Genomic DNA, 25,423 nt, shown 5'->3' on the forward strand with positions numbered 1-25,423 from the left:
GTCGACCTATCATGGAGCTTTTCCAAACGCTCCGGACCTGGCGAGCTTCCTCATTCAGGAGGGACTCGGACCAGGTCCGCGGTCTTATCTGAATGCCATTCAGAGAACCAAAACACCCACGCGCCTGATTCCGCTCCCGATGGAGACGGGACATGTGAGTGAGCGCCACCCGACGGACGCCTGTGTGACGCCCGCGCAACGCGGCGAGGTGTGGCCGCTTATCCACCAAGAGATCGGACTGCGCAAGAAGTTTGATTTCGAACACTTCCGCCGCGGTGGTCAGCCGCCGATTCCCAGGCCCAGCTTGGACACATCCACACGTCCGCGCCGGCAACGCTCCGCCACCACCACCGAGCGCAGCTCACTATAGGCACGCTCGAAGTCGTCATTCACGACGACGTAGTCGTAGGACGCGATGCCCCGCTCGATCTCCGAGCGAGCCGCCAGCATCCGGCGCCGGATGGTTTCGTCCGAATCCGTCTGACGATCCCTCAGGCGCCGCTCCAGCTCCTCCATAGAGGGGGGCAGCACGAAGATGGTCACCGCATCCGCGTGCTTGCGCTTTATGGCCTGCCCGCCCTGCACGTCGATGTCGAAGATGGCCGCGCTCTTGCGAGCACGCGCCTCATCCACCACCGACTGGGGGCTTCCATAGAAGTGGCCATGGACCTCCGCCCACTCCACGAACTCACCGCGCTCGATCTTCGACTGGAAGGTCGCGACGTCGACGAAGTTGTAGTCCACCCCCTCGCGCTCCTTCCCCCGAGGCCTCCGGGTGGTGACGCTGATGGAGAACACCGCATCCGGCGTCTCCTTGAGGAGCCGGTGCGCAAGGGTGGTCTTTCCCGCCCCGGAAGGAGCGGAGAGCACGAGCAACAAGCCAGGCGGGAGTACGGTATTCGCGTTCATTCGACGTTCTGCACCTGTTCGCGGATGCGCTCGACCTCGGCCTTCATCGCCACCACACGCACGGAAATCTCGGCGTGCTGGCTCTTGGAGCCGGTCGTGTTCACCTCGCGGTGCATCTCCTGCACGAGGAAATCCATTCGGCGGCCAGCGGGCTCGTTGCTGGCCATGAGGGCACGGAACTGCTCCAGGTGGCTCGCCAGGCGGGTGACCTCCTCGGCGATGTCCGTGCGCTCGGCGAAGAGCGCCACTTCCTGGGCCAGCCGCTGCGGGTCCACCGCGACGCCACTGGCGAGCTCGGCAATCCGGTCGGTCAGCCGCTGCTGGTATTCCTGCACGGCCTTCGGAGCGAGTTGAGCCACCTCCTTACTCCACCCTTCCAGCAGCTTCACCCGGGCATCCAGGTCCGCGTAGATGGCCTCACCTTCGACCTGGCGCATCTTCTCCAGCGCCGTGAGCGCCTGGTCCAGGGCCGCCTGGAGCGCCTGGGTGGCGGAGTCCAGCTCCACGCCCTTCTCTTCCAGGCGCACCACGCCGGGCTGGTTCGCCACCTGCGACCAGGCGACGTCTCCCGGGAGTCCCAGCTCGCTGGCCAGCTCCCGGAACGCGCGCACGTACTCCCGCGCCAGACCGAGGTCCACGGTGGGGACCGTCCCCGACGAGGTGGGGGCCTGCCGCTTCACCAGCAGTTCCACCGAGCCTCGGGCAAGCCGGTCCTTCACCTGCTTGGACACCAGCGGTTCCTGGGACGACAGCTCCCGGGGAAGGCGAACCTTCACTTCACAGAACTTGTGGTTGAGCGAGCGCAGTTCCACGGAGACTTCTTCGTCCCCCACGCGCGCGCGGCCCGCGCCAAACCCCGTCATGCTCTTCAACATTGGGCGGTTGCTAGGGGCTTTCGGGGCCGAGGTCAAGCCGCGCGCTTGCACCGCCCCCAGTTCTGTGTAGGGTCCCGCCGCGAGATGTCCTGGCACAAGCGGCTCGAATTATGGGCGAAGCTGGCACTGGCGCTCGTGGCGTCCGCCCTCCTGTGGCGCCCGGGCCGCCGGCGGCGTCCTGGCACCCCACTTCCTGGTCCTCGCAAGGTGCTGCTCGTGCGGCCCGACAACCGCGTGGGCGAGGCGCTCCTCACCACCCCGCTGATGAGGACCCTCAAGGCGCACCTCCCTTCCGCGCCAGAGGTCCACGTCCTAGTGCACGCGAAGGTCGCTCGAGTCCTGAACGGCCACCCGGACGCGGACGTCATCATTCCCTTCGACCGGCGCAGAATCTGGATGGGCCCCCTGGCCCCCGGCATCGCCGCGCTGCGACGTGCCCGGTACGACGTCGTGGTCGACTGCGCCAACTGGGAGTCGCCCTCGGTCACGAGCGCGCTCGTGTCCCGGCTCGCGGGCCCCGAGGCCGTCGTCATCGGGCCCGACCTCTGGCCTGTGTCCCGTCTACACTCGCTGCCTGTCCCCGCTCGCACGGACACGCGGAACGAAGCCGTTCAACGGACGCACCTGCTGACCCCGCTCACGAACGGCGAGGTGGCGCGTGGATTGTCCTTCCGCGAGCCCTCCGTGGGCCCGGCCATCCGCGCCTATCTGGACGCCCTGGCCGGGAAGTCCTTCGCGGTCATCAATCCCGGTGGGCGGTTGGGACCTCGGCGGATTCCACCCGCGGCCTTCGCCGCCGCGGCTCGGGCACTGGTGGCGCTGGGGCGTACCCCCATCGTCACCTGGGGCCCCGGGGAAGAAGCGCTCGCGCGCGGGGTGGTGGAGGCCGCCCCTGGCGCCGAGCTCGCGCCCGCGAGCAATCTAGACGAACTGGCCGCCCTGATGCGCGCGGCCGGCTTCACCCTCTGCAACAACACCGGCCCCATGCACCTGTCCGTCGCGGTGGGTGCCCCCACACTGGCCTTCTTCCTGCGGATGGACATGGAGCGCTGGGGCCATGCGTACGCCCCCCACCGCATGGTGGACCTCACCCCCCTGGTCGATGGTGCAGGGGGTCAGGGGTTGGAGGAGCGGGCCGCCGAAGAGGTCCGGGCGTTCGCGGCGAGCCTCTCCTCCTGAGGATTCACGTCCCGGACACGGGAGGCTCAGCCACCGCCTGTTCGGGCGTCAGCCTGGGGATTCCCTCTTCCACGGGCCAGCTCAGGCGGCACGGCTCGCAGGAGACTCGAGATTGAGCCTCCTGCTCCCGAAGTGGTGCCTTGCAGTGAGGGCAGCCCAGGACGGCCCGCACCTCTGCTGCCATGAATGACACCGGCTAACCCGTGCCCTCGCGGCCCAGCCGCCGGGCCAGGTCCGTGGTGCTGTGGTCCTTCGGGTCTCCGGAGACGGCTGTCCGCCCACCATAGGCGCGGACCTCATCTGCCTCAGGGATGCTGTCCGGGGTGTAGTCCGTCCCCTTCACGTGCACGTCCGGCTTCAACGCCCGGATGATGACGCGAACGTTGGACTCGTCGAAGACGATGACCCGGTCCGTGCAGGTCAGCGCCGCGACGAGCTCCGCCCGCTCTCCCTCGGGAATGTAGGGCCGGCCGGGCCCCTTGTAGGCCCGGGTGGAAGCGTCCGAGTTCACCGCCACCACGAGGACATCCGCCAGGGCACGCGCCCCTTCCAGGTAGCGGACGTGCCCCACGTGCAGCAGGTCGAAGACGCCATTGGCCAGCGCCACCGTGCGCCCTTCGGCCCGCCAGCGCTCACGCTCCGCCGCCACCTTCGCGAGCGATTGGATTTTCTCGAGGGTGCTCATCTCGCGCTCCGAAGCTCTTCGAGCAGTTCATCGCGGGACACCGTCGCGGTGCCCGGCTTCTGCACCACCAACGAGCCCGCCACGTTCGCCAGCCGCGCCGCATCGCCGAGCGAGGCCTTCGCGGCCAGCGCCAGGGCGAACGTCGCAATCACCGTGTCTCCCGCGCCCGTCACATCCACCGCCGCCTTCGCACCATGGACGGGAATGAGGTCCACGCCCCCGTCCGCATCGAAGAGCGCCATGCCATGGCGGCCTCGCGTCACCAGGAGTGCGCGGCACGCCAGTCGCTTCAACGCGGCGTGCCCCGCTTCCAGCATGTCCTCCTGGGTCCGAACGGGCCGCCCCGCGAGCGCCTCCAGCTCCGGCTCGTTGGGCTTGCAGACCGTGAGTCCCGAGAAGGAAGACAGGGCATAGCGGCTGTCCACACACACGGGCATGCCATCCGCGGCCAGGCGACGCAGCACATCGCGCACCTCGTCCCCCAGCACACCCGCGCCGTAGTCGGACACCACCACCGCGTCCGCGTCCTGGGCAGAGGCTTCCACCTGCCGCGCCAGCGCCTTGCGCATCTTCGGGGGAAGCGTGCCTCGCTGCCCCCGGTCCAGCCGCAACATCTGCTGCCGCGTGGTGCTCACCCCACCGGCCAGGATGCGCGTCTTCGTCTCAGTCTCGATGCCGCGGCCGCTCACCGCGTCCAGTTGGATGCCGGACTCGGTGCACAGGCGGCGCAGCTCCTTGCCCATCTCGTCCTGGCCCAGCGCGCCGACCGCGGAGACCTGACCGGACAGGGCTCGCACGTTGGCCGCCACGTTGGCGCCACCTCCGAGCTTCACCTCCGCGGACTCGTAGCGGACGATGAGCACGGGTGCTTCCCGGCTCACCCGGTCCGTCTGTCCGTAGATGTAGTGGTCGGCAACGAGGTCGCCCACCAGCAACACCTTGCGGCGGGCAAACGCGTGCGGCAGGCGGGCGAGCGACGGCATCGAACGAGCGGGCGAGACTGCGGCCATGGCGGCGGTTTGTCCCACAGGCGCCCCCACCTCACAAGCCGCGCGGTGCATCCTCCAGCCCGAGCGCCCGCCGCAGATGGCTCTCGCCGTCCAGGACCTCGACCCCCAGGCGGACCATCCAGGCCTCGAAGCCCGGAGGCAGACGCACCGCGTCCTTTTCCGTCGTCACCACCCGGGCCCCCTGCCGCGCCGCTCGCGCCTGGACGTCACGCAGCTCGTCCGCGGTGAAGCGATGGTGGTCCGGGAACAACGCGGCGTCGCGCACCTCCGTCCCGAGCCCCTGCAAGGTCTTCAGGAAGGCCCCCGGCCGGGCAAGACCCGCCAGAGCGAATACCGGCTGTCCCGTGAGCGCTGTCACGGGATGAAGGTTGCCCTCCGGGTCCACCCAGGCCGTGGGTCGATAGCGTGTCCTCACCCTGGGAATCCCCGGGCTGGAGGGCAACCACCCGTCGAGCGCGTCGGAGAAGCGCTCCGACGTCTCGGCCGTCGGCACCAGTGGGTGCGTGGTGGTGAGCGGGAGCGCAGCGGAATCTGGCGCCGTGGCGGACGCCCTCAGCCAGAACAGCGTTGCGCGACGAAGCGACGCAGGGGGCTCACGCAGCGGCCCCCGGGGGAGCAGTTGGCCGTTGCCCAGCCCCACGGACTCATCCACGACCACGAAGTCCTCGTCTCGCGCGAGGCGGCGGTGCTGGAACCCATCGTCCAGCAGCACCGTGTCCAGGCCGAACTCGTCCCGCGCGCGGTAGGCACTCGCGACCCGGTCCGAGCCCACGAAGAGCCGGACCTGAGGGCAGCGACGCGCCAGCAGGAGCGGCTCATCGCCCGCGAGCTCCGAGGAAGGAAGCGGCTCCGTCCCGATGAAGGTCAGCGGCGCACGTGAGGCGCGGCCATACCCACGCGTCAGGATGCCCACCTTGCGGCCCGCTTGGACCAACTGCTCCGCCAGATGGAGCACCGCGGGCGTCTTGCCCGTGCCCCCCACGTTGACGTTGCCCACGGAGATGACCTTGAGCCCCTCCACCCGCTCCGCGCGCAGCAGTCCCGCGTCGTAGAGCGCCCCCCGCACGTGCACGGCGGCCGCATACGTCCACGACAGCAACGTGAGCGGCGACAGCAGGGCACGGCGGCCCCAGGGCTCCGGCGACGACGGGTAGAACACCCGCTCGATGGCGGTGGGGGCATCTGGAGATGTCACGCGGTGCGCCTCGCTCGCGCGTAGAGCGCGAGGACCTCCGCGGCAATCTGCTCGTTCGTCGGATGCCGCACGGGCGCTCGCTGGTCGGACAGCGCCGCGGCGACCACGGCTTCCGGCGTCGGTGTCTCCACCCGTGCGTCCGCCAGGTCTGGCAAGGCGCCTTCGTCCACCGCCACCACGCGGACGCCGCACGCACGGGCCTGGGCCGCCGCGCGGGCGCTCCAGTCATTGCCCAGGCCGAGCAGCCAGACCTCATCCAGCGCTCGCAGCCACCGCGCGAAGGCGTCCCCCTGTTGGTAGCCCGCGAACGTAACGGCATCCGCCAGTCCCAGGTCCTGGACCTGTTTGCGCGTCTGCTCCAGCAGGCCGCCGTCCCCCACCAGCACCAAACGCGCTCCGGGCCGCTGCTTCCGATACAGGGCAAAGGCGTCCACCCCCACCGCGTGCCGTCGTGAAGGCTGGAACGTGGAGACCATTCCGATGACAGGTGTGCCTTCGAGTCCGAGCTCTGCTCGCAGGGACCGCGCGTCTGGCACCGGATGGAACCGGGCGTCCACCAGGGCTGGCAGTAGCTGGGCTGTCGCGCCCTTCTCCAGCAGGCGGGGAAGCAGGGCGCTCGCGGGGACCGTGTAGGCGTCCGCGGCCGGGAGCGAGGAGCGCAATGAGCGCGGGGCGTGCAGCGAGCGCACCAGGATGGCGCCCGAAGGCCGTCCCCACCTCGCCAGCAGGTGGTCATGACTGAAGTGCGAGTGCACCACGTCCACCGTCCGCGCCTTCAAGCGGCGCAGGTCGCGCCACATCCGCCACGGCGGGGACTTCACGGACAGCTCCAAGCCCCCTTCGTCCAGAAGACCGAGTTTCGCGAAGCGCGGAGCCGCGGGTTCCTCGGCCAGCACCTCCTTGCGTCGGCGGTCCACCGCCACCGTGACGTCGTGTCCCGCGGCGCGCTGCGCCTGGGCCAGGAGCGCCACGTTCTCGGCCGGGCCGCTGAAGAAGGGACTCGCGAGCAGGTGGAGGATTCGCATCCAGTCAGCGCTCCCCGGTGACCCGGTACACGTCGGCCAGGGCTCGCGCCTCGTGCTCCACGCCACACCGCCGCCGGGCCTCCTCGGCCGCGTTACGACCTATCTCCCTGGCGCGCTCGGGCTCTCGCATCAGCATGTCCAGCAGCTCGCGCAGTCCCTGGACGTCTCCGGGTTCGAAGAAGAAGCCCGTGCGGCCGTGTTCGATGAGCGTGTCCAGGTACGGCAGCTTCGAGGCCACCACGCAGCAACCCGAGGCCATGGCCTCCACGTGCACCAGCGAATAGCCCTCCGCGTACGAGGGGTGCACCAAGATGCTCAGCCCCTGGTACCAGGGCTCGATGACGGACTGCTCGCCGGGCAATGCGATGCGGTCCTCGATGCCCGCCATCTGCTGATTCAGCCAGTCCAGGTCCGGCCCCTTCGCGAGCCCGACCAGCACGGGTTGCCAGTCGGGATGCGCGGGAAGGAGCGGCCGGATGGCCTGCACGAAGTCTCCCTGCCCCTTCTCCTTCCGGATGCGTCCGATGACACCGATGCCGTAGCGCCCGCCCAGGCCGAGCTTGCGCCATGCCGCGTCCCGGTCCTCGGGCGGGTGGAAGCGCGTGAGGTCGATGCCATGTGAGACCACCGTGGACGGCAGCGCGATGACGTCCGCGACCTGCTTCGTCAACGAGACGAGCGCATCCGCGCCCCTCGCGATGAAGCGGGTGAAGCCGCTGGGCGCTATCGAGGTGTGCCGGGTGAAGACGAGGCGGACCTCCCGGCCCAGCAGCTTCAGCAGCATGCCCACCAGGAGCTCGTTGTTCCGATGCGCATGCCACACCACGGGCTCGCGGCGCAGGCGACGGAGCAGCTCCGGCCAGGTGATTCTGGGCAGCCCCTCACTCAGGCCCGAGCCGATGACGCGCGTCTCCGAGCCCGAATCCCGGACGAGCGCGGGCACCACCGTCTCCACGTGGCGCGTCACGCCCGTGTAGCGGTGATGGAAATGCGGATGGACGATGAGCGTCATCGCGGGTCCGGCCTCCCGTGCGGAAACAACGTCGTCATCGCCTCCGCGTTCCTTTCACTGGCACCTGAAATCCGGCCCACCGTCTCCAGCGCCTGGGCGCCCAGGCTCGCGAGCCGCTCCGGTGACTCGAGCAGCGACACGAGGGCCTGCTCCAAGGCCGCGGCGTCCTGAACCTGGAGCCCGCCCTTCCCCGTCAGCAACGCCACGCTGTCCCGGAAGTTGTCCATGTGCGGCCCGTAGAGCACCGGCTTCCCCTGCCCCGCGGGCTCCAGGATGTTCTGCCCGCCGCGCATCGTGAACGAGCCGCCGACGAACACCACCGTCGCCAGCCGGTAGGCCCTCGACAGCTCGCCGATGGTGTCCAACACCACGACCTGGCCCCGCTCTGGATTGCCCTGCGAGCGCAGCCCCACGCTCAGCCCCGCCTCGCGCGCGAGCGTCACGATTCGCGCCGCCCGGTCCACGTATCTGGGGGCAATCACCAGCCGCAGGTCCGGCCACCGCTCGCGCAGCCGGGCGTAGACGGCCAGGAGCTGGGCTTCCTCGCCATCGTGCGTGCTGCCGGCAATCCACACCCGCTCGCCCGGCGTCAGGCCCAGCGCCGCGCGAAGGTTCTCGTCCTCGGGCACCGGCCCCGCGGCGAGCGCGTCGAACTTCGTGTTTCCCGTCACCTTCACCCAGTCCGGCCTGGCACCGAGCTGCCGCGCACGGACGGCCTCGTCCTCCTCGCGCATCAGGAGGAGGTCCAAATCCCGCAGTGGGTTGCCGATGAGGCGGAACAGCGTCTGGTACTTCCCGACGTTCGCGGGCGAGAAGCGCCCGTTCGTCATCACCACCCGCGCCCCACCCCGCTTCGCCGCGCGGATGAGGTTGGGCCAGATTTCGGTGTACTCCAGCACCAGTACGTCCGGGCGGATGGCCCGGACCGCTCGCCGCGTCGCGCCCCAGAGGTCGTAGGGGACGTAGACGACCCCGTCGATGTCGTTGGCCAGCCGGCCCTTCGCCATCGCATAGCCGCTGTCCGTCATGGTCGACAGCAACAGACGGCAGCCCGGGAAGCGAGCCCGCAGCGGGCCGAACATCGGCGAGAGGGCCAGCAGGTCCCCGGCGCTCGCGCCATGCAGCCAGAGGATGGGCCCGTCCCCGGGAGGCAGGTGGCTGTCCGGGCCATAGAAGCCCAGGCGCTCCATCAGCCCATGGCGCGTCTTCCGGTGCAGTGCGAGCACCGGGAACAGGACTGCGAAGAGCAGGTAGGTGGCGAGGACGTAGAGGACGCGCATGGGCGGCTTTCGCGCCGTCTATCAGATGCCCGGCCCGCGGGGCAGCACGCGCACGGGGCTGGGCACCAACCAGGGTCGCCATTCCGTCCCGAAGAAGCGCCCGGGCGCCCGCACCCACACTTCCACCTGCGCCACACCCGGCTCGGTCAGCTCGACGGACCGGCCGTCCGCCCCCAGGCGGGCGCTTCCCCACACCCGCACCTGCACCGACTCCGCGTCGGGCAGCCCCGGGAGCCGGACGGTCAGCGTGTCGCCCACATGCGCTTCACGCCGCACAGCGTCCAGGCCCTCCAACGCGAAGCCCCCAGGCTCCCCCAGGGCGCGGAAGGCACACAGGGACTGACCACCGCCCAGGGCCCGGCTGACCTGCTCCGCCGCTTCCTTCGCGTCCGGGGACAACGGGAAGGGCACCTGCTCCGGTGGCAGGTACATGGCCAGGGATTCGAATACGGCCCGGTACGGCGGCAGGCCGTGTGCGTCATGTGCGCAGAACGCCACGCGCGGCCGCTCACTCGACAACTCCAGGAAGCGGGCCGTGGGCTCCGGCTCCGGCGCGACGAGCACCATCACGCCATGCACCGGGTTGGCCAGCGAGGCCCCCACCGCGGGCACCAAGCGGCTCACCGGATTGCGCACCGCGTGCCGGAAGAAGGTGTCCGCTGAGTACAGCTCGAAGCCGGGCACCTCCTTCGCACTCGCCTCGTCCTTCCAGGGGTTGCGCTTCTGGACGGGGTGGGCCAGCACCGCCGTGCCTCCCGCCGCCGCCACGGCGCGCACCGCGTCGCCCGGCGGCATCCACGCGCGCATGCCCTCCAGCGGGCGCGACATGCCGAAGGCCACGAGGTGCCCGTCCGACGTCGAAATCTCCACGCCGGGCACCAACAGCACGCCCTGGACGTAGGCCGGCGCTCGGAGCACGAAGTCGTTGTGGTCGGTGAGCACCACGAAGTCCAGGCCCGCCGCCTTCGCCGCCGCCGCCACCTCTTCCGGCGTGCCTCGTCCGTCCGAACGCGTGGTGTGGACGTGGAAGGCCCCTCGCGCCCACCGGGGCGCATCGTCCTTCGGGAGCACCACCGGGTAGCGCGCCATGGACGCCGAGAGCGCGAAGAAGCCCGCGTAGCCCAGGACCAGCAGCACCAGTCCCAGGACGGCCCGAAGTCCCTTCCCCACCACTGCCGTCAGTCGGCTCACGCCGCGCCTCGCTCCGAGGAGCCCTCCGTCTGCATCCTCCACAGCGCCGCATACCGCCCGCCCCGCTGCAGCAGCTCCGCGTGCGAGCCACTCTCGACGACGCGGCCCGCCTCCATCACGTTGAGGACGTCCGCGTTCACCACCGTGGACAACCGGTGCGCAATCACCAGGGCCGTGCGGCCCGGAAGGACCGCCGCCAGCGCCGCCTGCACTTCACGCTCGCTCTCCGGGTCGAGGCTGCTCGTCGCCTCGTCCAGCACCAGCACGGGCGCCTGCGCCAGCACCGCGCGGGCGATGCACAACCGCTGACGCTGGCCGCCGCTAAGCGTCACGCCCCGCTCGCCGATGCGCGTGTCATAGCCTTCGGGCAGTGCCCGGATGAAGCCGTCCGCGTGCGCCACCTTCGCCGCCGCCTCCACCTCTTCCCGCGTGGCGTCCGGCCTCGCGTAGCGCAGGTTGTCCAGCACCGTGCCGTGGAACAGCAGCGGCTCCTGCGTCACCAGCGCGAACTGGGCCCGGACGCTCGTGGCCGTGTACCGGTCCGCGTCCACGCCATCCAGGAAGAGCTGGCCCTTCTGTGGCCGCTCGAAGCGCAGCAGCAGCGATGTCACCGTGCTCTTGCCTCCGCCGCTGCCACCCACCAGCGCCGTCACCTGCCCCGCCTTCAGCTCCAGCGTCAGGCCGTCCAGCGCGGGCCGGTCTCCATAGGAGAATCGCACGCCCTCGAACTGGATGCCCCGGGACAAAGGCGGCGCGGGCACCGCGTCCGGCGCGTCCTCCACCGGGTGCTTCATGTCGAGCAGCGCGAAGAGCCGCTCGCCCGCCGCGCCCGCCTGCACCGCGAACTGCGTCACCCGGCCCAGGTCCTTCACCGGCTGGTACACCAGGATGACCGCCGTCAGCAGCGAGAGCAGCGCCTCCGGCTCCATCAGCCGCGCGCTCGCCGCATACGCCAGCGCGCCCGCCAACGCCGCCGCGGCCAGCACCTCCATCAGCCCCGGCACCGCGCCGCGCGCCCACGCCGCGCTCACCACCGCCTTCTCGTGCGCCTGCGCGAAGGCGGAGAAGCGAGCCAGCTCCGCGTCCTGCCCGTTGAAGGCCTGGATGGTGCGCAGACCGCCCAGCCCTTCGTGGAGCTGTCCCGCCAGGTTGCCGAGCTGCGTCTGGCCTTCCCGCGTGCGCTTGAGCACCTTGCGCGTCAGCTTCGAGGCCGGCAGCGCCGCCAGCGGAATCACCAGCAACATGAGGCCGCCCAGCATCGGGCTCATCGCCAGCGCCACGCCCGCCAGGATGATGACCTGGAGGCTGTCACGCAGGTACGAGCCCACCGTGTACATGGCCGCCGCTTCCACGGCGCTGACGTCCGAGGAGAAGCGGCTGAGCAAGTCGCCCATCCGCTCGCGCGCGAGCTGGGCGGGCGACAGCGCGGTGAGGCGCTGGAACAGGTCGCGCCGCAGGTCCTTCACCACGCGCTGCGCGAACAGGCCCATGAAATAGAACTGAGCCAGGTACCCCACGCCCTTCGCCGCGCCGACGATGACCATCACCAGCGGGAAGCCCCACAGGGCCGCCTCGCGAGGCAGGTCCGCCAGCCAGGGCACGCGCTGCGCACTGGCGAAGCCTTCTTCACCGCCCGACAGCAGGAAGCGCAGCGCCGGGCCCGTGAGATACGCGTACGCGCCCGTCGTCAGTCCCACCGCCGCCATGCCGACGAAGGCCAGCAGGAGCACACCGAAATGCGGGCGCGCATAGCGCAACAACCGCCAGAGAACCGTCTGCATCGCTAGCGCCCTACCTTGCGCAACGCCGCCTTCGCGAGCTGGGAGTACGGGTTGTACTCCAGCACCCGCTGCAGCTTCTTCCGCGCCAGCGGCGCGTCTCCCAGGTCCATGTCGATGATGGCCGAGATGATGTGCAACCGCTCCACGTACGGGCCCAGCGACAGCGCCTTCTTCAGCACCTGCTGCGCCTTCTTGGCCCGCACCACCGGCGCCCCCGTGGGCATCCGGTACGTGGCCCACGCGAGGAAGGGGTAGTACTCCGGCTCGTCCGGATTGAGCGACACCGCTTCCTCGAAGGCCTTCGCTGCCTGGGGGAAGTCACGACGCTTCAAGGCGGACTCGCCCCGGCGCAGCGCGATTTCCGCGTCCACGACCACCGCCGTGTTCCGCCCCACGTCCATCCGGCTGAAGAGGTACTGGAGGTAGGCCTTGCGCTTCTCCTCCACGCTCAGCACCCGGTACGACGCGGACAGCCGGTCCTGCACCGACTCCAGCAGGTCCTTCAAGTCGGAGATGTCGAACTCGGCGTAGGTGTCCGGGTGAAAGCGCATCGCCGTCTCGTGGTAGGCGCGCTCCACCGCCTCCGCGTCCGCCGCGATGTCCAGGCCCAGCCCTCCGAAGTAGCTGCGGGTGATGATGCGCAGCGCTTCCTCACGCAGCGAGGCCGCCGTCTCGGGCGGCAGGGCCTTGCGCTTGCGCGGAGCAATCCGGTCCGGCAGCACCGCCGCGGACAACACATCCGTCCCCGTGGCCACGGGCGTGGAGGAGAACGTCACCCCACCCGTCAGCTTCAGGAACCACAGCAGCGAGTACGCCATGCGCAGCTCGCCGCGCCCGTGCGCCAGCAGGTCCTTCAGCGCGATGCGGCCGTTGACCTGCATGGCGATCTTCAGGTCGTCCGTGTCCAGCCCCATGGCGTGCAGGTCGCGCCCGAACTCCTGTGAGCGCACCGGGTAGTCGCCCATGTGCGCCCGCAGCGAGGCCGCCATCACCTTCATGGTGAAGCAGCGGCGCGCGCCATCCAGCACCGGCGCCAGCGGCGGAACCTCCACCGACGCGACCTCCGACGTGAAGTCGTCTCCCGCGTAGAAGGCGTAGCGGCCCTCGCGCATCCCCAGCACCCGCTCCACCCGGTCCCGGTTGTAATCGCGCAGGAGCTGCAACAGTTCCTCGCCCGCTGCTTCCACACCCGCATCCGCGAGCGCCGCGCCGATGCGCAGACCGGAGTCCAGCGCCTCCGTCACCCGCTGCGCCTGTTGCGGGTTGAGCACGTTCCGGGCGAGCAGGTAGCTGGGAAGCGAGTCCGCGTTCGCCGTGGAGTCGTAGCTCACGGGCCCGCCGCGCAAAAAGTACACGCGCCGGCTCAAGCCCCGGTGCGCCACCACGAGCACGCCATCCCGGCGCAACCGGTAGATGGAGTGGAACAGCGCGGGCAGCGGGTGGCCCTTCAGCTCGCCCGAATTGACGGCGGGCCGGGACAACGTGGCTGCCAGCCCGGTGAGTTGCACCGCCTGCGCCGCGCGCACCAACGACTCCAGCCGGGGCACCAGCTCGCCCGGTTTGAGCGGGTCCGCCACGTAGGCGTTCACCTTGAGGTCCAGCACCGAGCTCACGCCCCGCGCACGCCCCAGGTGTCCCTTGTCGATGGCGACGATAGGCACCCTGCCGCCCTGCCCGTGGCCTCGAATGAGGTGCACCACGTGCGCACCTTCCACGCGCGGAAGGTCCACCGACAGCACCACCACGTCCGGGTTGTCCGCCGCGAAGTGCTCCAACGCCGTCACCGGATCGTTCACCGCGCGAACGGTGTACCCAGCCTGGGAGAGCAGGCCTTTGAGGTGCTCGAGCGTGGGGGGATGGCTCTCGGCGAGCAGAAGCGTCTTCAAGGGGGCCACAGTCTACACCTTCACCCGCTCCCGCATCAGGTACGATGCGTGCCCCTCACATGACGAATCCACCCCGCATCCTCGTCGTCGCCGGCGAGGCGTCAGGCGATACCCACGCCGCCGAGCTCGTCGCCGCCCTCCGGGCCCGCCGTCCCGACCTCACCTTCTTTGGCATGGGCGGTGCCCGCCTGGCCGCCCAGGGAGTGGAGCTGCTCTTCGATGCCCGGGAGGTGTCCGTCATGGGCATCACCGAGGTCCTGCCCCGGATTCCCCGCATCCTTCAGATTCTGAAGGGTTTGGCCGAGGCCGCCGCAGAGCGTCGCCCGGACGTCGCCATCCTGGTGGACATCCCTGACTTCAACCTGCGCCTGGCCAAGAAGCTCAAGGCGTTGGGGATACCCGTCGCCTACTACGTGTCGCCCATGATCTGGGCCTGGCGCCGGGGCCGGGTGCGCACCATCAAACGGTTGGTGGACCGGATGCTCTGCATCCTCCCGTTCGAGGAGGACTTCTACCGGGAGGCTGGCGTCAGCGCCCGCTATGTCGGCAGCCCGGTGGTAGAGCAGGTCCCCTCGCCGGATACGGCCACGGCCTTCCGCGAGCGGCTGGGGTTGGCGAAGGACGCCCCCACGCTCGCGCTGCTGCCTGGCAGCCGGATGGGCGAAATCCGCCGTCTGCTCCCCGACATGGTGGGGGCGGCGAAACGCCTCTCCGCCGAGCGGCCCGGACTCCAGGTCGTCGTCCCCGTCGCGCCCACCATCGACCGGGAGGAGATCACGTCCCGCTTCGAAGGCAGTGGTGTGACCCCCATCCTGGTGGAGGGCCGGGCACCCGAGGTCGTGGGCGCCAGTGACGCCGCGGTGGTGGCCTCCGGTACCGCCGTCCTGGAAGCCGGACTGATGCAGCGCCCCCTGGTGGTCGTCTACCGCGTGTCCCTCATCACGTACTGGGTGGGCCGGTTGATGCTGAAGGTGGCCTTCGTGTCCCTCATCAACCTGCTGGCGGGCCGGCGCGTCGTCCCTGAGCTGCTCCAAGGGGAGATGACGCCCGAGCGCATCGCCGAGGAGGTCCGCCGCGTCTGGATACCCGGTGCTCCCCGGGAAGAGATGATCCAAGGGCTGGCGGAGATGCGCGGCCGCCTGGGCGAGACGGGCGCGGCCACCCGGGCGGCGGAGTCCGTACTGGAGCTGCTGCCCCCGGGCCGCGTTTAGGGTATGTCGGCCGGGTCATGAACCCAGCCCTGGTCTGCATCCCCACGTACAACGAGCGGGAAAACATCGAGGCCATCGTCCAGGCGGTGCTGGAGGCCGACCCCCGGGTCGACATCCTCATCGTGGACGACAATTCGCCCGATGGAACAGGGCAGCTCGCGGACGGGCTCGCCGCGCAGGATTCGCGCGTGCGCGTCCTTCACCGCGAGAAGAAGGAAGGCCTGGGCCGCGCGTACCTCGCCGCGTTCCGCTGGGCCCTGGCCGAGCAGTACACGTACATCCTGGAGATGGACGCGGACTTCAGCCACGACCCGCGCTATCTGCCCGGCATCCTGGATGCGGCAGAGGCTGGCGCGGACCTGGTGCTCGGCTCGCGCTACGTCACGGGTGGCGGCACGGTGAACTGGGGCGTGGGGCGGCAAATCATCAGCCGCGGCGGCAGCCTCTACGCCCGGTCGATTCTGGGCGTGGGCATCCAGGACCTCACTGGCGGCTTCAAGTGCTTCCACCGCCGGGTGCTGGAGGCCATCGATTTGGACTCTGTGAAGAGCACCGGCTACGCGTTTCAAATCGAGCTGACCTACCGCACGCTGCGCAAGGGCTTCACCGTGCGCGAAGTGCCCATCGTCTTCGAGGACCGGCGCGTGGGTCACTCCAAGATGAGCAAGAAAATCTTCGCCGAGGCTCTCACCATGGTGTGGAAGCTGCGGCTCACGGTGTAAGCCCAGGCTGTCATGCCGGAATACGCGTCGCTGTTCCTCGTCTCGCTGTCGGCCATCTTCTTCGTGGTGGACCCCATTGGCGTCGTCCCGCTGTTCCTGGCGATGACGGCCGGGGACACGCAGGAGAAGGTGCGCCGCACCGCCATGCGCGCCTGCCTGGTGGCCTGCGGGATGATGCTGTTCTTCGCCCTCTTCGGCGGCGTCATCTTCAAGGTGTTCGGCGTGTCGCTGGGCGCCTTCCGGGTGGCCGGCGGCATCCTGCTGCTCATCACCGCGCTGGACATGCTTCGCGCCCGCCCGTCGGAGACGCGCACCACGCCGTCCGAGGAACAGGAAGGCGTAGTGAAGGAGGACGTGGCCATCGTCCCCCTCGCCATTCCGCTGCTGGCGGGCCCGGGCGCCATCGCCACCTCCATGGTGCTGATGGCCAAGGGCGACACGCTCGTCTCCGCCATTCCCGTGCTGGCCGCCGTCGTGCTGACGTTCGTGGCCAGCTACTTCATCCTCCGCGCCTCCGGGTTCATCCAGCGCGTGCTGCGCCAGTCCGGCGTGGCCATCGTCGAGCGGGTGATGGGACTCATCCTGGCCGCCATCGCGGTGCAGTTCATCGCGGACGGCGGCAAGGAGCTGTTCAGGTAGGTCCGGGGATGGCCACCCACTCCGGGCCCTTGCGCTTCAACAAGCCCTGCGGCTTGCCCTCCAGTGACAGCTCGTCGTGGCTGGCGCGGCGCGCGTCGTACGCGTAGCCGTCCTGGATTTCCTGCAGGTACACCACCACCGCGTCGAGCACGTTCTCCTGCACCACCTTGAAGGTGGCGTCGCCGCAACTGGGCGCGTCACCGGAGAAGAAGCGCTCCAGCATCGCCTCCTCCGGACGGCGCACGTACACCACCACCGGCGCGGGCTCATCGCGACCGGCCGCGACGACTTCGCGGACGACCTGGGACGGCACCGGCTCCCGCAGCAGCCGGTGCACGAGCTCACACTTCTCCGCCTCCACGCCCTGACGCTCCGCGAGACGCGCCTGGTGCGCGCATCCCGTGCTCCCCAGCACCCCCAGCCCGAGCAACGCCCACGCCTTCTGGTGGAATCGGTCCATGCGTCCTTTCCTCTCCCTCGATGACTGCTCTACAGCTTCCGCCACCGCGGAGGGCGCGGCGCGTGCTGCAGCACCGGCTCCTCCACCGCGATGATGTATTCCGCGCGGCGGTTGCCCGCCTCCGCTGTCTCGTCGGGCGTCGCGACGGCCGGGGCCTCTTCTCCCAGCCCTTCGTAGAACACGGGCACCCGCAGCCCCTTCTTCCGGAAATAGGCCGCCAGACTCTTCGCCCGCCGCACCGACAGGTCCAGGTTCTCCGCCGCGGCCCCCACGGTGTCCGTGTGGCCCATCACGTAGAGCCGCAGCGACGCGAAGCGACCGTACTTCGTCAGCGCGTCCACGATGAGGGCGTGGCTCTTGTCCAGCTTGCCCCGCTCCGCCGCCGGAATGTCCGCGCGGCCCGAGGCGAAGTTCACCTCCTCGTGCGGAATGTCCACCTGCCACGGATACAGGTCGACGCCCGTGTAGAACTCCGCCGTGTCGAACGCACGGAGGGAGATCTTCATCACCCGCCCCTCCGCCGCCGGCCACGTCAGCTCCAGTGGCGTCCCCCCCGCCTCCCCCTTGAATGGCACCTCGCCCTCAAAGGCCTTCTTCCCGGTGTCCATCAACACCGTCAACTCCGCGCGCTTCGCGGGCCGGGACAGGACGAAGCGCAGCCGGCGCGCCGCCACGTCCACGTCCTCCTTGCGCACGTCCAGCGTCAGCGAGCCGTAGAGCTCCGTGTCGAAAGACAACGGCATCACGCCGGATTCCGCATCCGGGAAGCGCACCGTGAGCTCTCCCTCGTAGTGGAAGCGGCCTTCCGGCTGCTTCAGCTCGATGCGGCGCGTGAGGCCCGGACTCCCGCCTCCCTTCACCTCCACGTCCTGGCCATCGCTGCGCTTCAGCTTCACCTCGAAGCCCGCGATGGGCTCCTCGATGTGGACCAGCAGCGCCGGGAGCTTCTCCCCCAGCACGGCGCGCCCCTCCAGGGAGACTCGAACGGCGTCCGCGAGCACCGGCATCGGCGAAGAGAGGACAATGGTGAGGAGCAGCAGACGGGCGTGCATGGCGCGGTGTAGGCCTCTGGCGTCACGGACCGCGACCAACCGCGGCACGTGTGGATGGACTGCTCCGCGAGGGTAGGACGAGGTGGCGTGCAGGGAAACGCTCCCCGTGGGGGACGTTGGAGGTGCAACGGTATTCAATCGCCCCCTGTCCCAGGGGAGCCCGGCCAGGGGAACGAGGCCCTGCTGGTCGCAGGCCGTCCCACACCTGAACGGGTAGGCCTCGTACCGGGGCGAATCCGTCACCCGTCGCCGGGGCTCAGGGCACGCCGACGATGGTGATGCCCTTGGACTCGGCGCCCGCGAAGAGGGCCGGGGCGTCCAGCAGCACCGTGCGCCCCACCTCGAGCGCCAGCACGCGCGCGCCCACCTCCTGCATGACTTCCAGCGTGCGAGGGCCCACGGCCGGCAGGTCGAAGCGGAGGTCCTGCTGCGGCTTGCAGCGCTTCACCACCACGGCGCCTGAATTGCCACCCAGACTGCCGCCCCGGCGAATGGCCTCGTCCGTGCCCTCCACCGCTTCCAGCGCCAGGACGTGGCCGTTGTGCACGACCACCGTCTGCCCCACGTCCGCCTGGCCCAGCAGCACGGCGACCTCGCGGCCCAGGGCCACGTCCTTCTCCTGCGCCGGGTGCAGCCGGGGCCCTGCGAGGTGGCCCTCCGGGCACAGCACCTCACCCAGGAAATCCGTGGGGGCGATGATGGTGACGCCGCGCGACTCGAAGTCCGAGGCCACCGCGCGCAGCAGCGCATCATCCCGGAAGCTTCGCAGCCGGGAGATGATGCGCACCGCGCCCAGGTCCGGCCGGGCTTCCGCCAGCGCCCGCACACGGCCGATGCCACCCGCCATGGCCGCCTGCTTCACGCCCGCTTCCCGCAAGGCCTTCTGGATGCGGTCCACCTGACCGACGCGCACCCACGTCAGCCGGTCCACCTCCGCGGCCAACGCCGGGTCCGTCTCTCCACGATGGGCCACGGCCACGACTTCCAGGCCCTTCTTCCTCGCGGCGCGCGCGAAGAGAAAGGGCAACCGGCCGTTGCCCGCGATGAGGCCAATCCGCTCCACCGCCGATTCTCCTCCGTCACTCACGGCGTCAGCGCGTGAGGCCGCGCTTGCTCTGCTGGATGAACTGGATGAGGTGGTCCACCTCGGAGTGGCCCGCCAGCTCCGCGCGCAACCGCACCATGGCCTCCTGGAGCGTCAGCTTCGAGCGGAACAGGATGCGGTGCGCTTCCTTCACCCGCTCAATCTGCTCCTTGGAGAAGCCACTGCGCTCCAGGCCCACCGTGTTGAGGCCCACCAGCTCCGCCCGGTCTCCCTGAGCGGTGGCATACGGCGGGATGTCCATGGTCACCATGGCGCCGCCGGAGATGAAGGCGTGCTTGCCCAGGCGGGTGAACTGATGCACCGCCGCAAGGCCGCTGATGATGACGTGGTCCTCCATCGTCACGTGGCCCGCCAGCGCGGAGCCATTGCCGATGCGGCAGCCATTGCCCACCACGCAGTCATGCGCGACGTGACAGTTGGCCATGAAGAGGTTGCCACTGCCAACACGGGTCGCGCCGCCACCACCGGCGGTACCCTTGTGCAGCGACACGAACTCGCGAATCTGGTTGTCGTCGCCGAGCACCAGCTCCGTGTCCTCGCCCGCATACTTGAGGTCCTGCGGGTCGGCGCCAACGGAGGCGAACTGGAAGATGCGATTGCGCTCGCCCAGCGTCGTGCGGCCTTCGATGACGACGTGGGGCCCCACGCGGGAGCCCGCACCGATCGTCACTTGGGGACCGATGATGGAATAGGGGCCGACCTCGACGGTTTCGTGAAGGCGGGCGTCGGGATGAACCACCGCGGTGGGATGAACCTGAGCCATGAAGTTTCCTCGTGCTCGCGGGGCGCGAATCAGGATGCCGCGCTCTCAGCCGCGTTGGCGTCCTTGTCCACGACGGTTGCCAGGAACTCGCCTTCGGCGACACGCGCGCCGTCGACTGTTGCCAGGCCCTTCGTCTTCCAGACAGCGCCCTTGTGACGCACCACCTCGATCTCCAACTGGAGGCGATCCCCCGGCAACACCGGCTTGCGGAAGCGCGCGCCGTCCACGCCCATCAGGTACGTGAGCTTGCGCGACGGGTCCATGTTCTCGCTCTTGTAGGCGAGGATGGCCGTCGCCTGCGCCAGCGCCTCCAGGATGAGCACACCCGGCATCACCGGGTGACCGGGGAAGTGCCCATTGAAGAAGGGCTCGTTGATGGTGACGTTCTTGTAGGCCGTCAGCTTCTGGCCCGGGACGATCTCCACCACCCGGTCCACCAGCAGGAACGGGTACCGATGCGGCAGCAGATTGAGAATCTCTCCGATGTCCATCACGGCCCCTTTTCCTTCTCCAGCGTCTCCACCCGGCGCCGCAGGGCGCGCACTTCCTTGAGCAGGTCCGCCATCTGGCCGGCCGCGGCGCTGGCCCGCAGCCACTCCCGGTGGGGAACGGCGGGGCTACCGCTCACCACCTGGCCGTCCGGCACGTCGTGCGCGACGCCGGACTGCGCGCCCACCTTGGCCAGGTCACCCACGCGGATGTGCCCCACCACGCCCACCTGCCCCGCGAGCACCACGCCCGTCCCAATCTCCGCCGAGCCGGACACACCGGCCTGAGCGCAGATGAGGGACAACGGGCCCACTCGCACGTTGTGGGCAATCTGCACCAGGTTGTCGAGCTTCGCGCCGCGCCCCACCACTGTCTCGCCCACCGTCGCGCGGTCGATGCAGGTGCACGCCCCTACCTCGACGTCGTCCTCGATGCGGACGATGCCGACCTGGGGAATCTTGAAGTGCTCCGGCCCCGCCTCGCCTTCCGGGTTGAAGGCGAAGCCGAAGCCGTCCGCGCCCACCACGCTGGAGGCGTGGAGGATGACGCGCGCGCCCACGATGCAGCGCTCCCGCACCGTGACGTTGGGGTACAGGACGCAGTCCTCCCCCACCTCGGCCTGTTCACCCACGTAGGCGCCCGGATACAGCACCGTGCGCGCGCCCACCCGTCCGCCCCGGTCCACCGACGCGCCGGGCAGCAGCACGGCCTCCGGATGGACGGTGGCCTCGGGATGGACCCAGGCGCCGGGCCTCACGCCCGCGGCGGGACGCTCTGGCGTGTGGAACAGGCGCAGCAGCTTCGCGTACGCCAGATGCGGGTTGGCCACCCGGACCAGCGCCACGCCTTCGCGGGGGGGCACGTCGGCGCCCACCAGCACCGCCGAGGCACGGGTGGCCTCGAACTGGCGCCGGTAGCGCGGGTTTCCGTAGAAAGACACGTCTCCCGGGCCGGCTTCTTCAAGCCCGTTGAGTCCGTGAATGAGCTGTGAGGGATCACCGAGAAGCTCTCCACCCACGTGGGCGGCGAGCTCCCCGAGCTGGCGGGGCATGGGAGCGGTCTGCACGAGTTGGGAGTGACGGCTACTTCTTCGTCGGGGCGTCCTTCGCCGCCGTCTTCTTCGAGCTGTTGTACGCCCGGATGACTTCGTTCGAGATGTCGTGCAGCGACCGGGCGTAGACGATGCCGGAGTCGCGGCGCTCGAGGACGAAGCCCAGGTCATCGCGCTCGGCGATGGTGTTGATGATGGAGTCGATCTTGTCGATGATCGGCTTCATCTCCTGCTGCTCCTTGTTGGCGGCCTCGGCGCGGCTCTTCTCCCACTTCTGGGCGAGCAGCATCACCTTGCGCTGGAGCTCGGCCTCCTTCTGGGCCTTGATCTCCGCGCTCATGGCGCTGGCCTGCTTGTCGAGCGTCTCCTTCTCGGCGCGGAGCGCGTTCTGCTCCTTGTCGATTTCCTTCTGGCGGTCGTCGAGCCACTTCTGGAGACGGGACTTGGCGGCCTTTCCGTCATCCACCTCCAGCATGACTTTCTGGAGGTCCACGTAGGCGACCTTCAGCTCGGCGGCCGAGGCGGCCACCGGGAGGGCGAGCGACAGAGCGGCGGCCGTGGCCGCGATGGTGGTGCGAAGCGACATGTTCAGCAACTCCTCAGGAAGGGTACAAGCTCCGACGTACGCCTATCGGGCATCTTCAATTCCCTCCGCCCGTGGGGGCGGACGCCGGACGACGGGCCAAGGGCTTATCAGAAGAAGTTGCCGATAGTGAACTCGAACAGGATGTTGTCGTCCTCCGGCCGCCTGGTGAGCGGGATGCCCCACTCGAAGCGCAGGGGGCCAATGGGCGAGAACCAGCGGAATCCAAAGCCGGCGGCATGGAAGAGACCGAGCGGCAGCCGGTCCTGACGGTCCTCGAAGAAGCGCTCATTCGCCGCGAAGGCGTTACCCGCGTCGTAGAAGACGACGCCACGCAGGCCGGCCTTCTCGAAGATGGGGAACTCCAGCTCGAAGTTGAAGATGAGCTGCTTGTTACCGCCCACCCGGAAATCGGTGATGGTCGCGTCCGGACTGCCGGAGCGGGGAACCTTCACGGACGGGCTGATGCTGCGCAGGAAGTACCCGCGGACGCTGTTGATGCCGCCCACGTAGTAGAGCTCGGAGATGGGCAGCGGCTTGTTCTGGTCCAGCTGCTGGATGTAGCCAATGGTGGCGTTCGTCTTGAAGACGAAGCCCAGCGGCATGGGGAAGTACAACCGAGAGTAGGCCGTGTACCGGTTGTAGAGGAACGTGCCGCCCAGGAAGTCCGGGGCGAGCTCCACCGAGCCGTAGTGGATGAAGCCGCGCGACGGGAACAGGCGGTTGTCGCGCCGGTCGAACGACAGCGACAGGCGGGCCGCGCTGGTCGTTCCGGACAGGAACTGGTTGGCCAGCAGCACCGCGCCCAGGTTCTGCCCGGCCTCCACGTTGACCCACTCACGCGAGTAACCAATGGTGCCCAGCAGGTCGTCGATGAACTGGTAGCCGATGGACACCGTGCCACCGGTCGAATTGCGGATGAAGCCTTCGTAGTCCGCCTGGATGCGGAAGAACTCCGCCGACAGCAGGTAGCGCGTGTCCAGGAAGTACGGGTCGTAGAAGGACAGCTGCACCAGGGAGCGCAGACCGGAAATCTGAGCGGACGCGGAGATGCTCTGGCCCCAGCCCAGGAAGTTGTTCTGGGCGATCTGCGCCGTGAAGATGAAGTTCTCCACGTTGGAGAAGCCCAGACCGACCTGGAACGTACCGGTGGCCTTCTCCTTCACCTCCACCTGGAGGACGATGGTGTCGTCCGCCGAGCCGGGGCGCTGGGTGATTTCCACCGTCTCGAAGAAGCCCAGCGCGGTGACGCGCTCGCGGCTGCGGCGCACGCCGGTGCCGCTGTAGAGCTCGCCTTCGTAGACGCGCAACTCGCGGCGGATGACCTTGTCACGCGTCTTGCTGTTGCCCACCACGTCGATGCGCTCGATGGTGACCTGGGGCCCCTTCTGCACGTCGAAGGTCAGGTCCACCGTGCGGTTGTCCGCGTTGACGCTGGTGATGGGGTTGATGTTCGCGTAGGCGTAGCCGCGGTCGTAGTAGACGTCCGAGACGGAGAGGATGTCCTGCGACAACTGCGAGCGGTTGAAGCGCCCGCCGGTGGCGGACTTCATCATCGACGCCATCTGCTCCTTGGTGACGTCGTCGAGCAGGTCACCGGAGAAGTCGATCTTCCCGATGTCGTACGGCTCGCCCTCCGTCACGCGGAGGGTGATGAAGATGAAGCGCTTGTCCGCGGAGAGCTGGACGGTGGGCTTGTCCACCCGGACGTTGATGAAGCCCTTGTCGTAGTAGGCGATCTGGATGACGGCCAGGTCGCGCTGGAAAGCCTCCTCGCGGTAGGTGCCCTCACCGGTGAAGAAGGAGAGGAACCCGCCCTCGCGGGTGATCATCGTCTCCTTCAGCTCCGCGGCGGGCAGCTTCTCCGCCCCGAGGATGGTGATCTGCTTCACCATCACCTTGGCGCGCTCGTTGATGTTGAACACCACATCCACGTTGGCGCCGCCCTCGACGGGCTTGAGCTGGTGGCTGACCTCGGCGAGGAAGTAGCCCTTCTCCACGTACTTCGCCTGGATCTTCTGCACGCTGGAGCGCACCAGCTCCATGTCCAGGATGGTGGAGGGCTTGACGTCAATCTCCTCCTTCAGGTCGTCCTTGTTCAGCTCCTCGTTGCCTACGAGTTGGACGAGCCGGACGGTGGGGCGCTCCTCCACGCGCACCACATAGGCGACGCCGCGGGCCAGCCGCTGGACGAGCAGCTCCACGTCTTGGAAGTAGCCCAGCGCCCACACCGCCCGGAGGTCCTGGGCGGTGCGCGTGGGGCTCAGTTCGTCCCCCACACGGGTGCGGAGGGCGCGGCGGATGGCTTCGGCCTCGACGCGCCGGTTGCCTTCGACGCGGACCTCCACCACCCGGCGGGCGTCCTCCGGAGACACCGGGGCATCGTCGGGGAGCGCGGGCTCGGAGGCCGCGTCGGCAGGAGCAGCGGGAGCGGACACCTCGGGCACGGCTGAAGACGCGGCGGCGCCCTCATCCTCTTGCGCCAGCACGGAGCCGGGCACGAGGGACCACATGGCGACCGCCAGCAGCGGGAGCAGTGACTTGCGCGACAGAACGGGGTGCCTCAAGGGGAGACCGGCCAGGAAAAGGCGGGGCAATCTACGGGAAGGCCCCCAAGGGCCTCAATGCAAAATTGCCGGGACATCACGCCTCCGACACCTCGCCCCCGGCCAACCTGAGGCGGCGGGGCATGGAGCGGGCAAGCGTCTCGTTGTGGGTGACGACCACGGCGGTGATTCCCTGTTCGCGGTTCACTTCCCGCAGGAGCTGGTGGATGCCCTCGCCCGTCGCCGGGTCCAGGTTGCCGGTGGGCTCGTCCGCCAGCAACACCGCGGGCTTGAGCACCAGGGCGCGCGCCAGGGCCACGCGCTGGGCCTCACCACCCGACAGTTCCCCTGGACGGTGGTCCACGCGGTGTCCCAGTCCCACCCGCTCCAGCAGTTCACGGGCATAGGCGTAGGCGCCAGTGCGGTCCTGTCGCCGGATGAGGGCGGGCATGGCTACGTTCTCCAGGGCGGTGAACTCCGGCAAGAGGAAGTGGCTCTGGAAGACGAAGCCGATGGTCTGGTTCCGGAACTCGGCGATCTCCGCGTCGTTCATGGAGAACACCGAGCGGTCCTCGAACATCACCTCGCCGGCGGCCGGGGCATCCAGCGTGCCCAGGACGTGCAGGAAGGTGCTCTTCCCCGCCCCGGACGCGCCCACCAGCGAGACGAGTTCTCCCCGCTGGATGTCCAGCGACACGCCTCGAAGGATGTCGATGCGCTTGCTGTGCAGGAAGTAGCTCTTGAAGACGTTGCGGATGGACAAGAGCGCCATGG

General features: G+C 69.2%; 24 protein-coding genes. 4 read left to right on the top strand and 20 right to left on the bottom strand.

The genetic code is table 11. From position 1 onward, the window contains the following. Nucleotides 1-279 precede the first annotated feature (279 nt). The gene (gene gmk, locus OZ403_RS24325; RefSeq protein ID WP_140793497.1) at nt 280-909 is read right to left on the bottom strand and encodes a guanylate kinase; all 630 of its coding nucleotides are present in this window, start codon (nt 907-909) and stop codon (nt 280-282) included. After that, on the bottom strand, nt 906-1,784 hold the full coding sequence (locus tag OZ403_RS24330) for a YicC/YloC family endoribonuclease (RefSeq protein ID WP_140793499.1): 879 nt from the start codon (nt 1,782-1,784) through the stop codon (nt 906-908). Before OZ403_RS24330 ends, gmk begins: the two co-directional genes overlap by 4 nt. Before the next feature lie 84 nt (nt 1,785-1,868). On the opposite strand from OZ403_RS24330, the gene OZ403_RS24335 reads away from it, so the two are divergent. After that, nucleotides 1,869-2,963, top strand: a complete 1,095-nt coding sequence (locus tag OZ403_RS24335; RefSeq protein ID WP_140799132.1) for a glycosyltransferase family 9 protein — start codon at nt 1,869-1,871, stop codon at nt 2,961-2,963. Between the two features lie 196 nt (nt 2,964-3,159). Here OZ403_RS24335 and OZ403_RS24340 read toward each other — a convergent pair whose 3' ends face one another. The 9 genes from OZ403_RS24340 to OZ403_RS24380 are packed head-to-tail and all read right to left on the bottom strand — an operon-like array spanning nt 3,160 to nt 14,037. Beyond that, nucleotides 3,160-3,648, bottom strand: coding sequence for an adenylyltransferase/cytidyltransferase family protein (locus OZ403_RS24340; protein WP_140793505.1), 489 nt, complete (start codon nt 3,646-3,648; stop codon nt 3,160-3,162). After that, a complete protein-coding gene (locus tag OZ403_RS24345) occupies nt 3,645-4,658 on the bottom strand; it encodes a bifunctional heptose 7-phosphate kinase/heptose 1-phosphate adenyltransferase (protein ID WP_237077377.1) in 1,014 nt (337 codons plus the stop codon). The genes OZ403_RS24340 and OZ403_RS24345 overlap by 4 nt, the downstream gene beginning before the upstream one ends. 31 nt (nt 4,659-4,689) lie before the next feature. After that, complete coding sequence (gene lpxK, locus OZ403_RS24350) at nt 4,690-5,853, bottom strand: tetraacyldisaccharide 4'-kinase (protein ID WP_268781847.1); 1,164 nt, start codon at nt 5,851-5,853, stop codon at nt 4,690-4,692. Further along, nucleotides 5,850-6,878 carry a glycosyltransferase gene (locus tag OZ403_RS24355; protein WP_268781848.1) on the bottom strand — a complete coding sequence of 343 codons (1,029 nt, stop codon included), beginning with the start codon at nt 6,876-6,878 and terminating at the stop codon, nt 5,850-5,852. The genes lpxK and OZ403_RS24355 overlap by 4 nt, the downstream gene beginning before the upstream one ends. Before the next feature lie 4 nt (nt 6,879-6,882). Continuing rightward, the gene (locus tag OZ403_RS24360) at nt 6,883-7,890 is read right to left on the bottom strand and encodes a glycosyltransferase family 4 protein (RefSeq protein WP_140793510.1); all 1,008 of its coding nucleotides are present in this window, start codon (nt 7,888-7,890) and stop codon (nt 6,883-6,885) included. Continuing rightward, nucleotides 7,887-9,170, bottom strand: coding sequence for a 3-deoxy-D-manno-octulosonic acid transferase (locus OZ403_RS24365; protein WP_140855859.1), 1,284 nt, complete (start codon nt 9,168-9,170; stop codon nt 7,887-7,889). Before OZ403_RS24365 ends, OZ403_RS24360 begins: the two co-directional genes overlap by 4 nt. Before the next feature lie 21 nt (nt 9,171-9,191). Continuing rightward, nucleotides 9,192-10,340 carry a PHP domain-containing protein gene (locus tag OZ403_RS24370; RefSeq protein ID WP_268784902.1) on the bottom strand — a complete coding sequence of 383 codons (1,149 nt, stop codon included), beginning with the start codon at nt 10,338-10,340 and terminating at the stop codon, nt 9,192-9,194. A 17-nt stretch (nt 10,341-10,357) separates the two neighbouring features. Continuing rightward, complete coding sequence (locus OZ403_RS24375; protein WP_140799144.1) at nt 10,358-12,142, bottom strand: ABC transporter ATP-binding protein; 1,785 nt, start codon at nt 12,140-12,142, stop codon at nt 10,358-10,360. A gap of 2 nt (nt 12,143-12,144) precedes the next feature. Continuing rightward, on the bottom strand, nt 12,145-14,037 hold the full coding sequence (locus tag OZ403_RS24380; RefSeq protein ID WP_174258876.1) for a DUF4388 domain-containing protein: 1,893 nt from the start codon (nt 14,035-14,037) through the stop codon (nt 12,145-12,147). 50 nt (nt 14,038-14,087) lie between these two features. Between OZ403_RS24380 and lpxB the strand changes: the two genes are divergently transcribed. Genes lpxB through OZ403_RS24395 form a run of 3 tightly spaced genes read left to right on the top strand, consistent with a single transcriptional unit; the run spans nt 14,088 to nt 16,600 of the window. After that, nucleotides 14,088-15,239 carry a lipid-A-disaccharide synthase gene (gene lpxB / locus OZ403_RS24385; protein ID WP_140799146.1) on the top strand — a complete coding sequence of 384 codons (1,152 nt, stop codon included), beginning with the start codon at nt 14,088-14,090 and terminating at the stop codon, nt 15,237-15,239. Between the two features lie 17 nt (nt 15,240-15,256). Further along, nucleotides 15,257-15,961 carry a polyprenol monophosphomannose synthase gene (locus tag OZ403_RS24390; protein WP_140793520.1) on the top strand — a complete coding sequence of 235 codons (705 nt, stop codon included), beginning with the start codon at nt 15,257-15,259 and terminating at the stop codon, nt 15,959-15,961. Between the two features lie 12 nt (nt 15,962-15,973). Then, a complete protein-coding gene (locus OZ403_RS24395) occupies nt 15,974-16,600 on the top strand; it encodes a MarC family protein (protein WP_140793522.1) in 627 nt (208 codons plus the stop codon). Here OZ403_RS24395 and OZ403_RS24400 read toward each other — a convergent pair. The 9 genes from OZ403_RS24400 to OZ403_RS24440 all read right to left on the bottom strand — a co-directional run bounded on the left by OZ403_RS24400 (nt 16,593) and on the right by OZ403_RS24440 (nt 25,421). Next, nucleotides 16,593-17,060, bottom strand: a complete 468-nt coding sequence (locus OZ403_RS24400; RefSeq protein ID WP_140876189.1) for a hypothetical protein — start codon at nt 17,058-17,060, stop codon at nt 16,593-16,595. The two genes, OZ403_RS24395 and OZ403_RS24400, sit on opposite strands and share 8 nt — an antisense overlap. Nucleotides 17,061-17,089: 29 nt before the next feature. Next, nucleotides 17,090-18,112, bottom strand: coding sequence for an OmpA family protein (locus OZ403_RS24405; RefSeq protein WP_268781849.1), 1,023 nt, complete (start codon nt 18,110-18,112; stop codon nt 17,090-17,092). A 256-nt stretch (nt 18,113-18,368) separates the two neighbouring features. Further along, nucleotides 18,369-19,175, bottom strand: coding sequence for an LpxI family protein (locus OZ403_RS24410; RefSeq protein ID WP_140796572.1), 807 nt, complete (start codon nt 19,173-19,175; stop codon nt 18,369-18,371). 28 nt (nt 19,176-19,203) lie between these two features. Further along, the gene (gene lpxA / locus OZ403_RS24415; protein ID WP_011554711.1) at nt 19,204-19,980 is read right to left on the bottom strand and encodes an acyl-ACP--UDP-N-acetylglucosamine O-acyltransferase; all 777 of its coding nucleotides are present in this window, start codon (nt 19,978-19,980) and stop codon (nt 19,204-19,206) included. A 29-nt stretch (nt 19,981-20,009) separates the two neighbouring features. Next, a complete protein-coding gene (gene fabZ / locus OZ403_RS24420; RefSeq protein WP_140796573.1) occupies nt 20,010-20,471 on the bottom strand; it encodes a 3-hydroxyacyl-ACP dehydratase FabZ in 462 nt (153 codons plus the stop codon). Continuing rightward, nucleotides 20,471-21,520, bottom strand: a complete 1,050-nt coding sequence (gene lpxD, locus OZ403_RS24425; RefSeq protein ID WP_174258877.1) for a UDP-3-O-(3-hydroxymyristoyl)glucosamine N-acyltransferase — start codon at nt 21,518-21,520, stop codon at nt 20,471-20,473. Before lpxD ends, fabZ begins: the two co-directional genes overlap by 1 nt. 31 nt (nt 21,521-21,551) lie before the next feature. After that, nucleotides 21,552-22,106: an OmpH family outer membrane protein gene (locus tag OZ403_RS24430; protein WP_140793530.1), complete on the bottom strand. Its 555-nt coding sequence runs from the start codon at nt 22,104-22,106 to the stop codon at nt 21,552-21,554. 107 nt (nt 22,107-22,213) lie between these two features. Next, complete coding sequence (bamA, locus tag OZ403_RS24435) at nt 22,214-24,616, bottom strand: outer membrane protein assembly factor BamA (RefSeq protein WP_237078449.1); 2,403 nt, start codon at nt 24,614-24,616, stop codon at nt 22,214-22,216. A 130-nt stretch (nt 24,617-24,746) separates the two neighbouring features. Then, the gene (locus OZ403_RS24440; RefSeq protein ID WP_268781851.1) at nt 24,747-25,421 is read right to left on the bottom strand and encodes an ABC transporter ATP-binding protein; all 675 of its coding nucleotides are present in this window, start codon (nt 25,419-25,421) and stop codon (nt 24,747-24,749) included. Between the last annotated feature and the right edge of the window lie 2 nt (nt 25,422-25,423).

Source organism: Myxococcus sp. NMCA1 (assembly GCF_026810205.1).
GTDB lineage: Bacteria > Myxococcota > Myxococcia > Myxococcales > Myxococcaceae > Myxococcus > Myxococcus xanthus_A.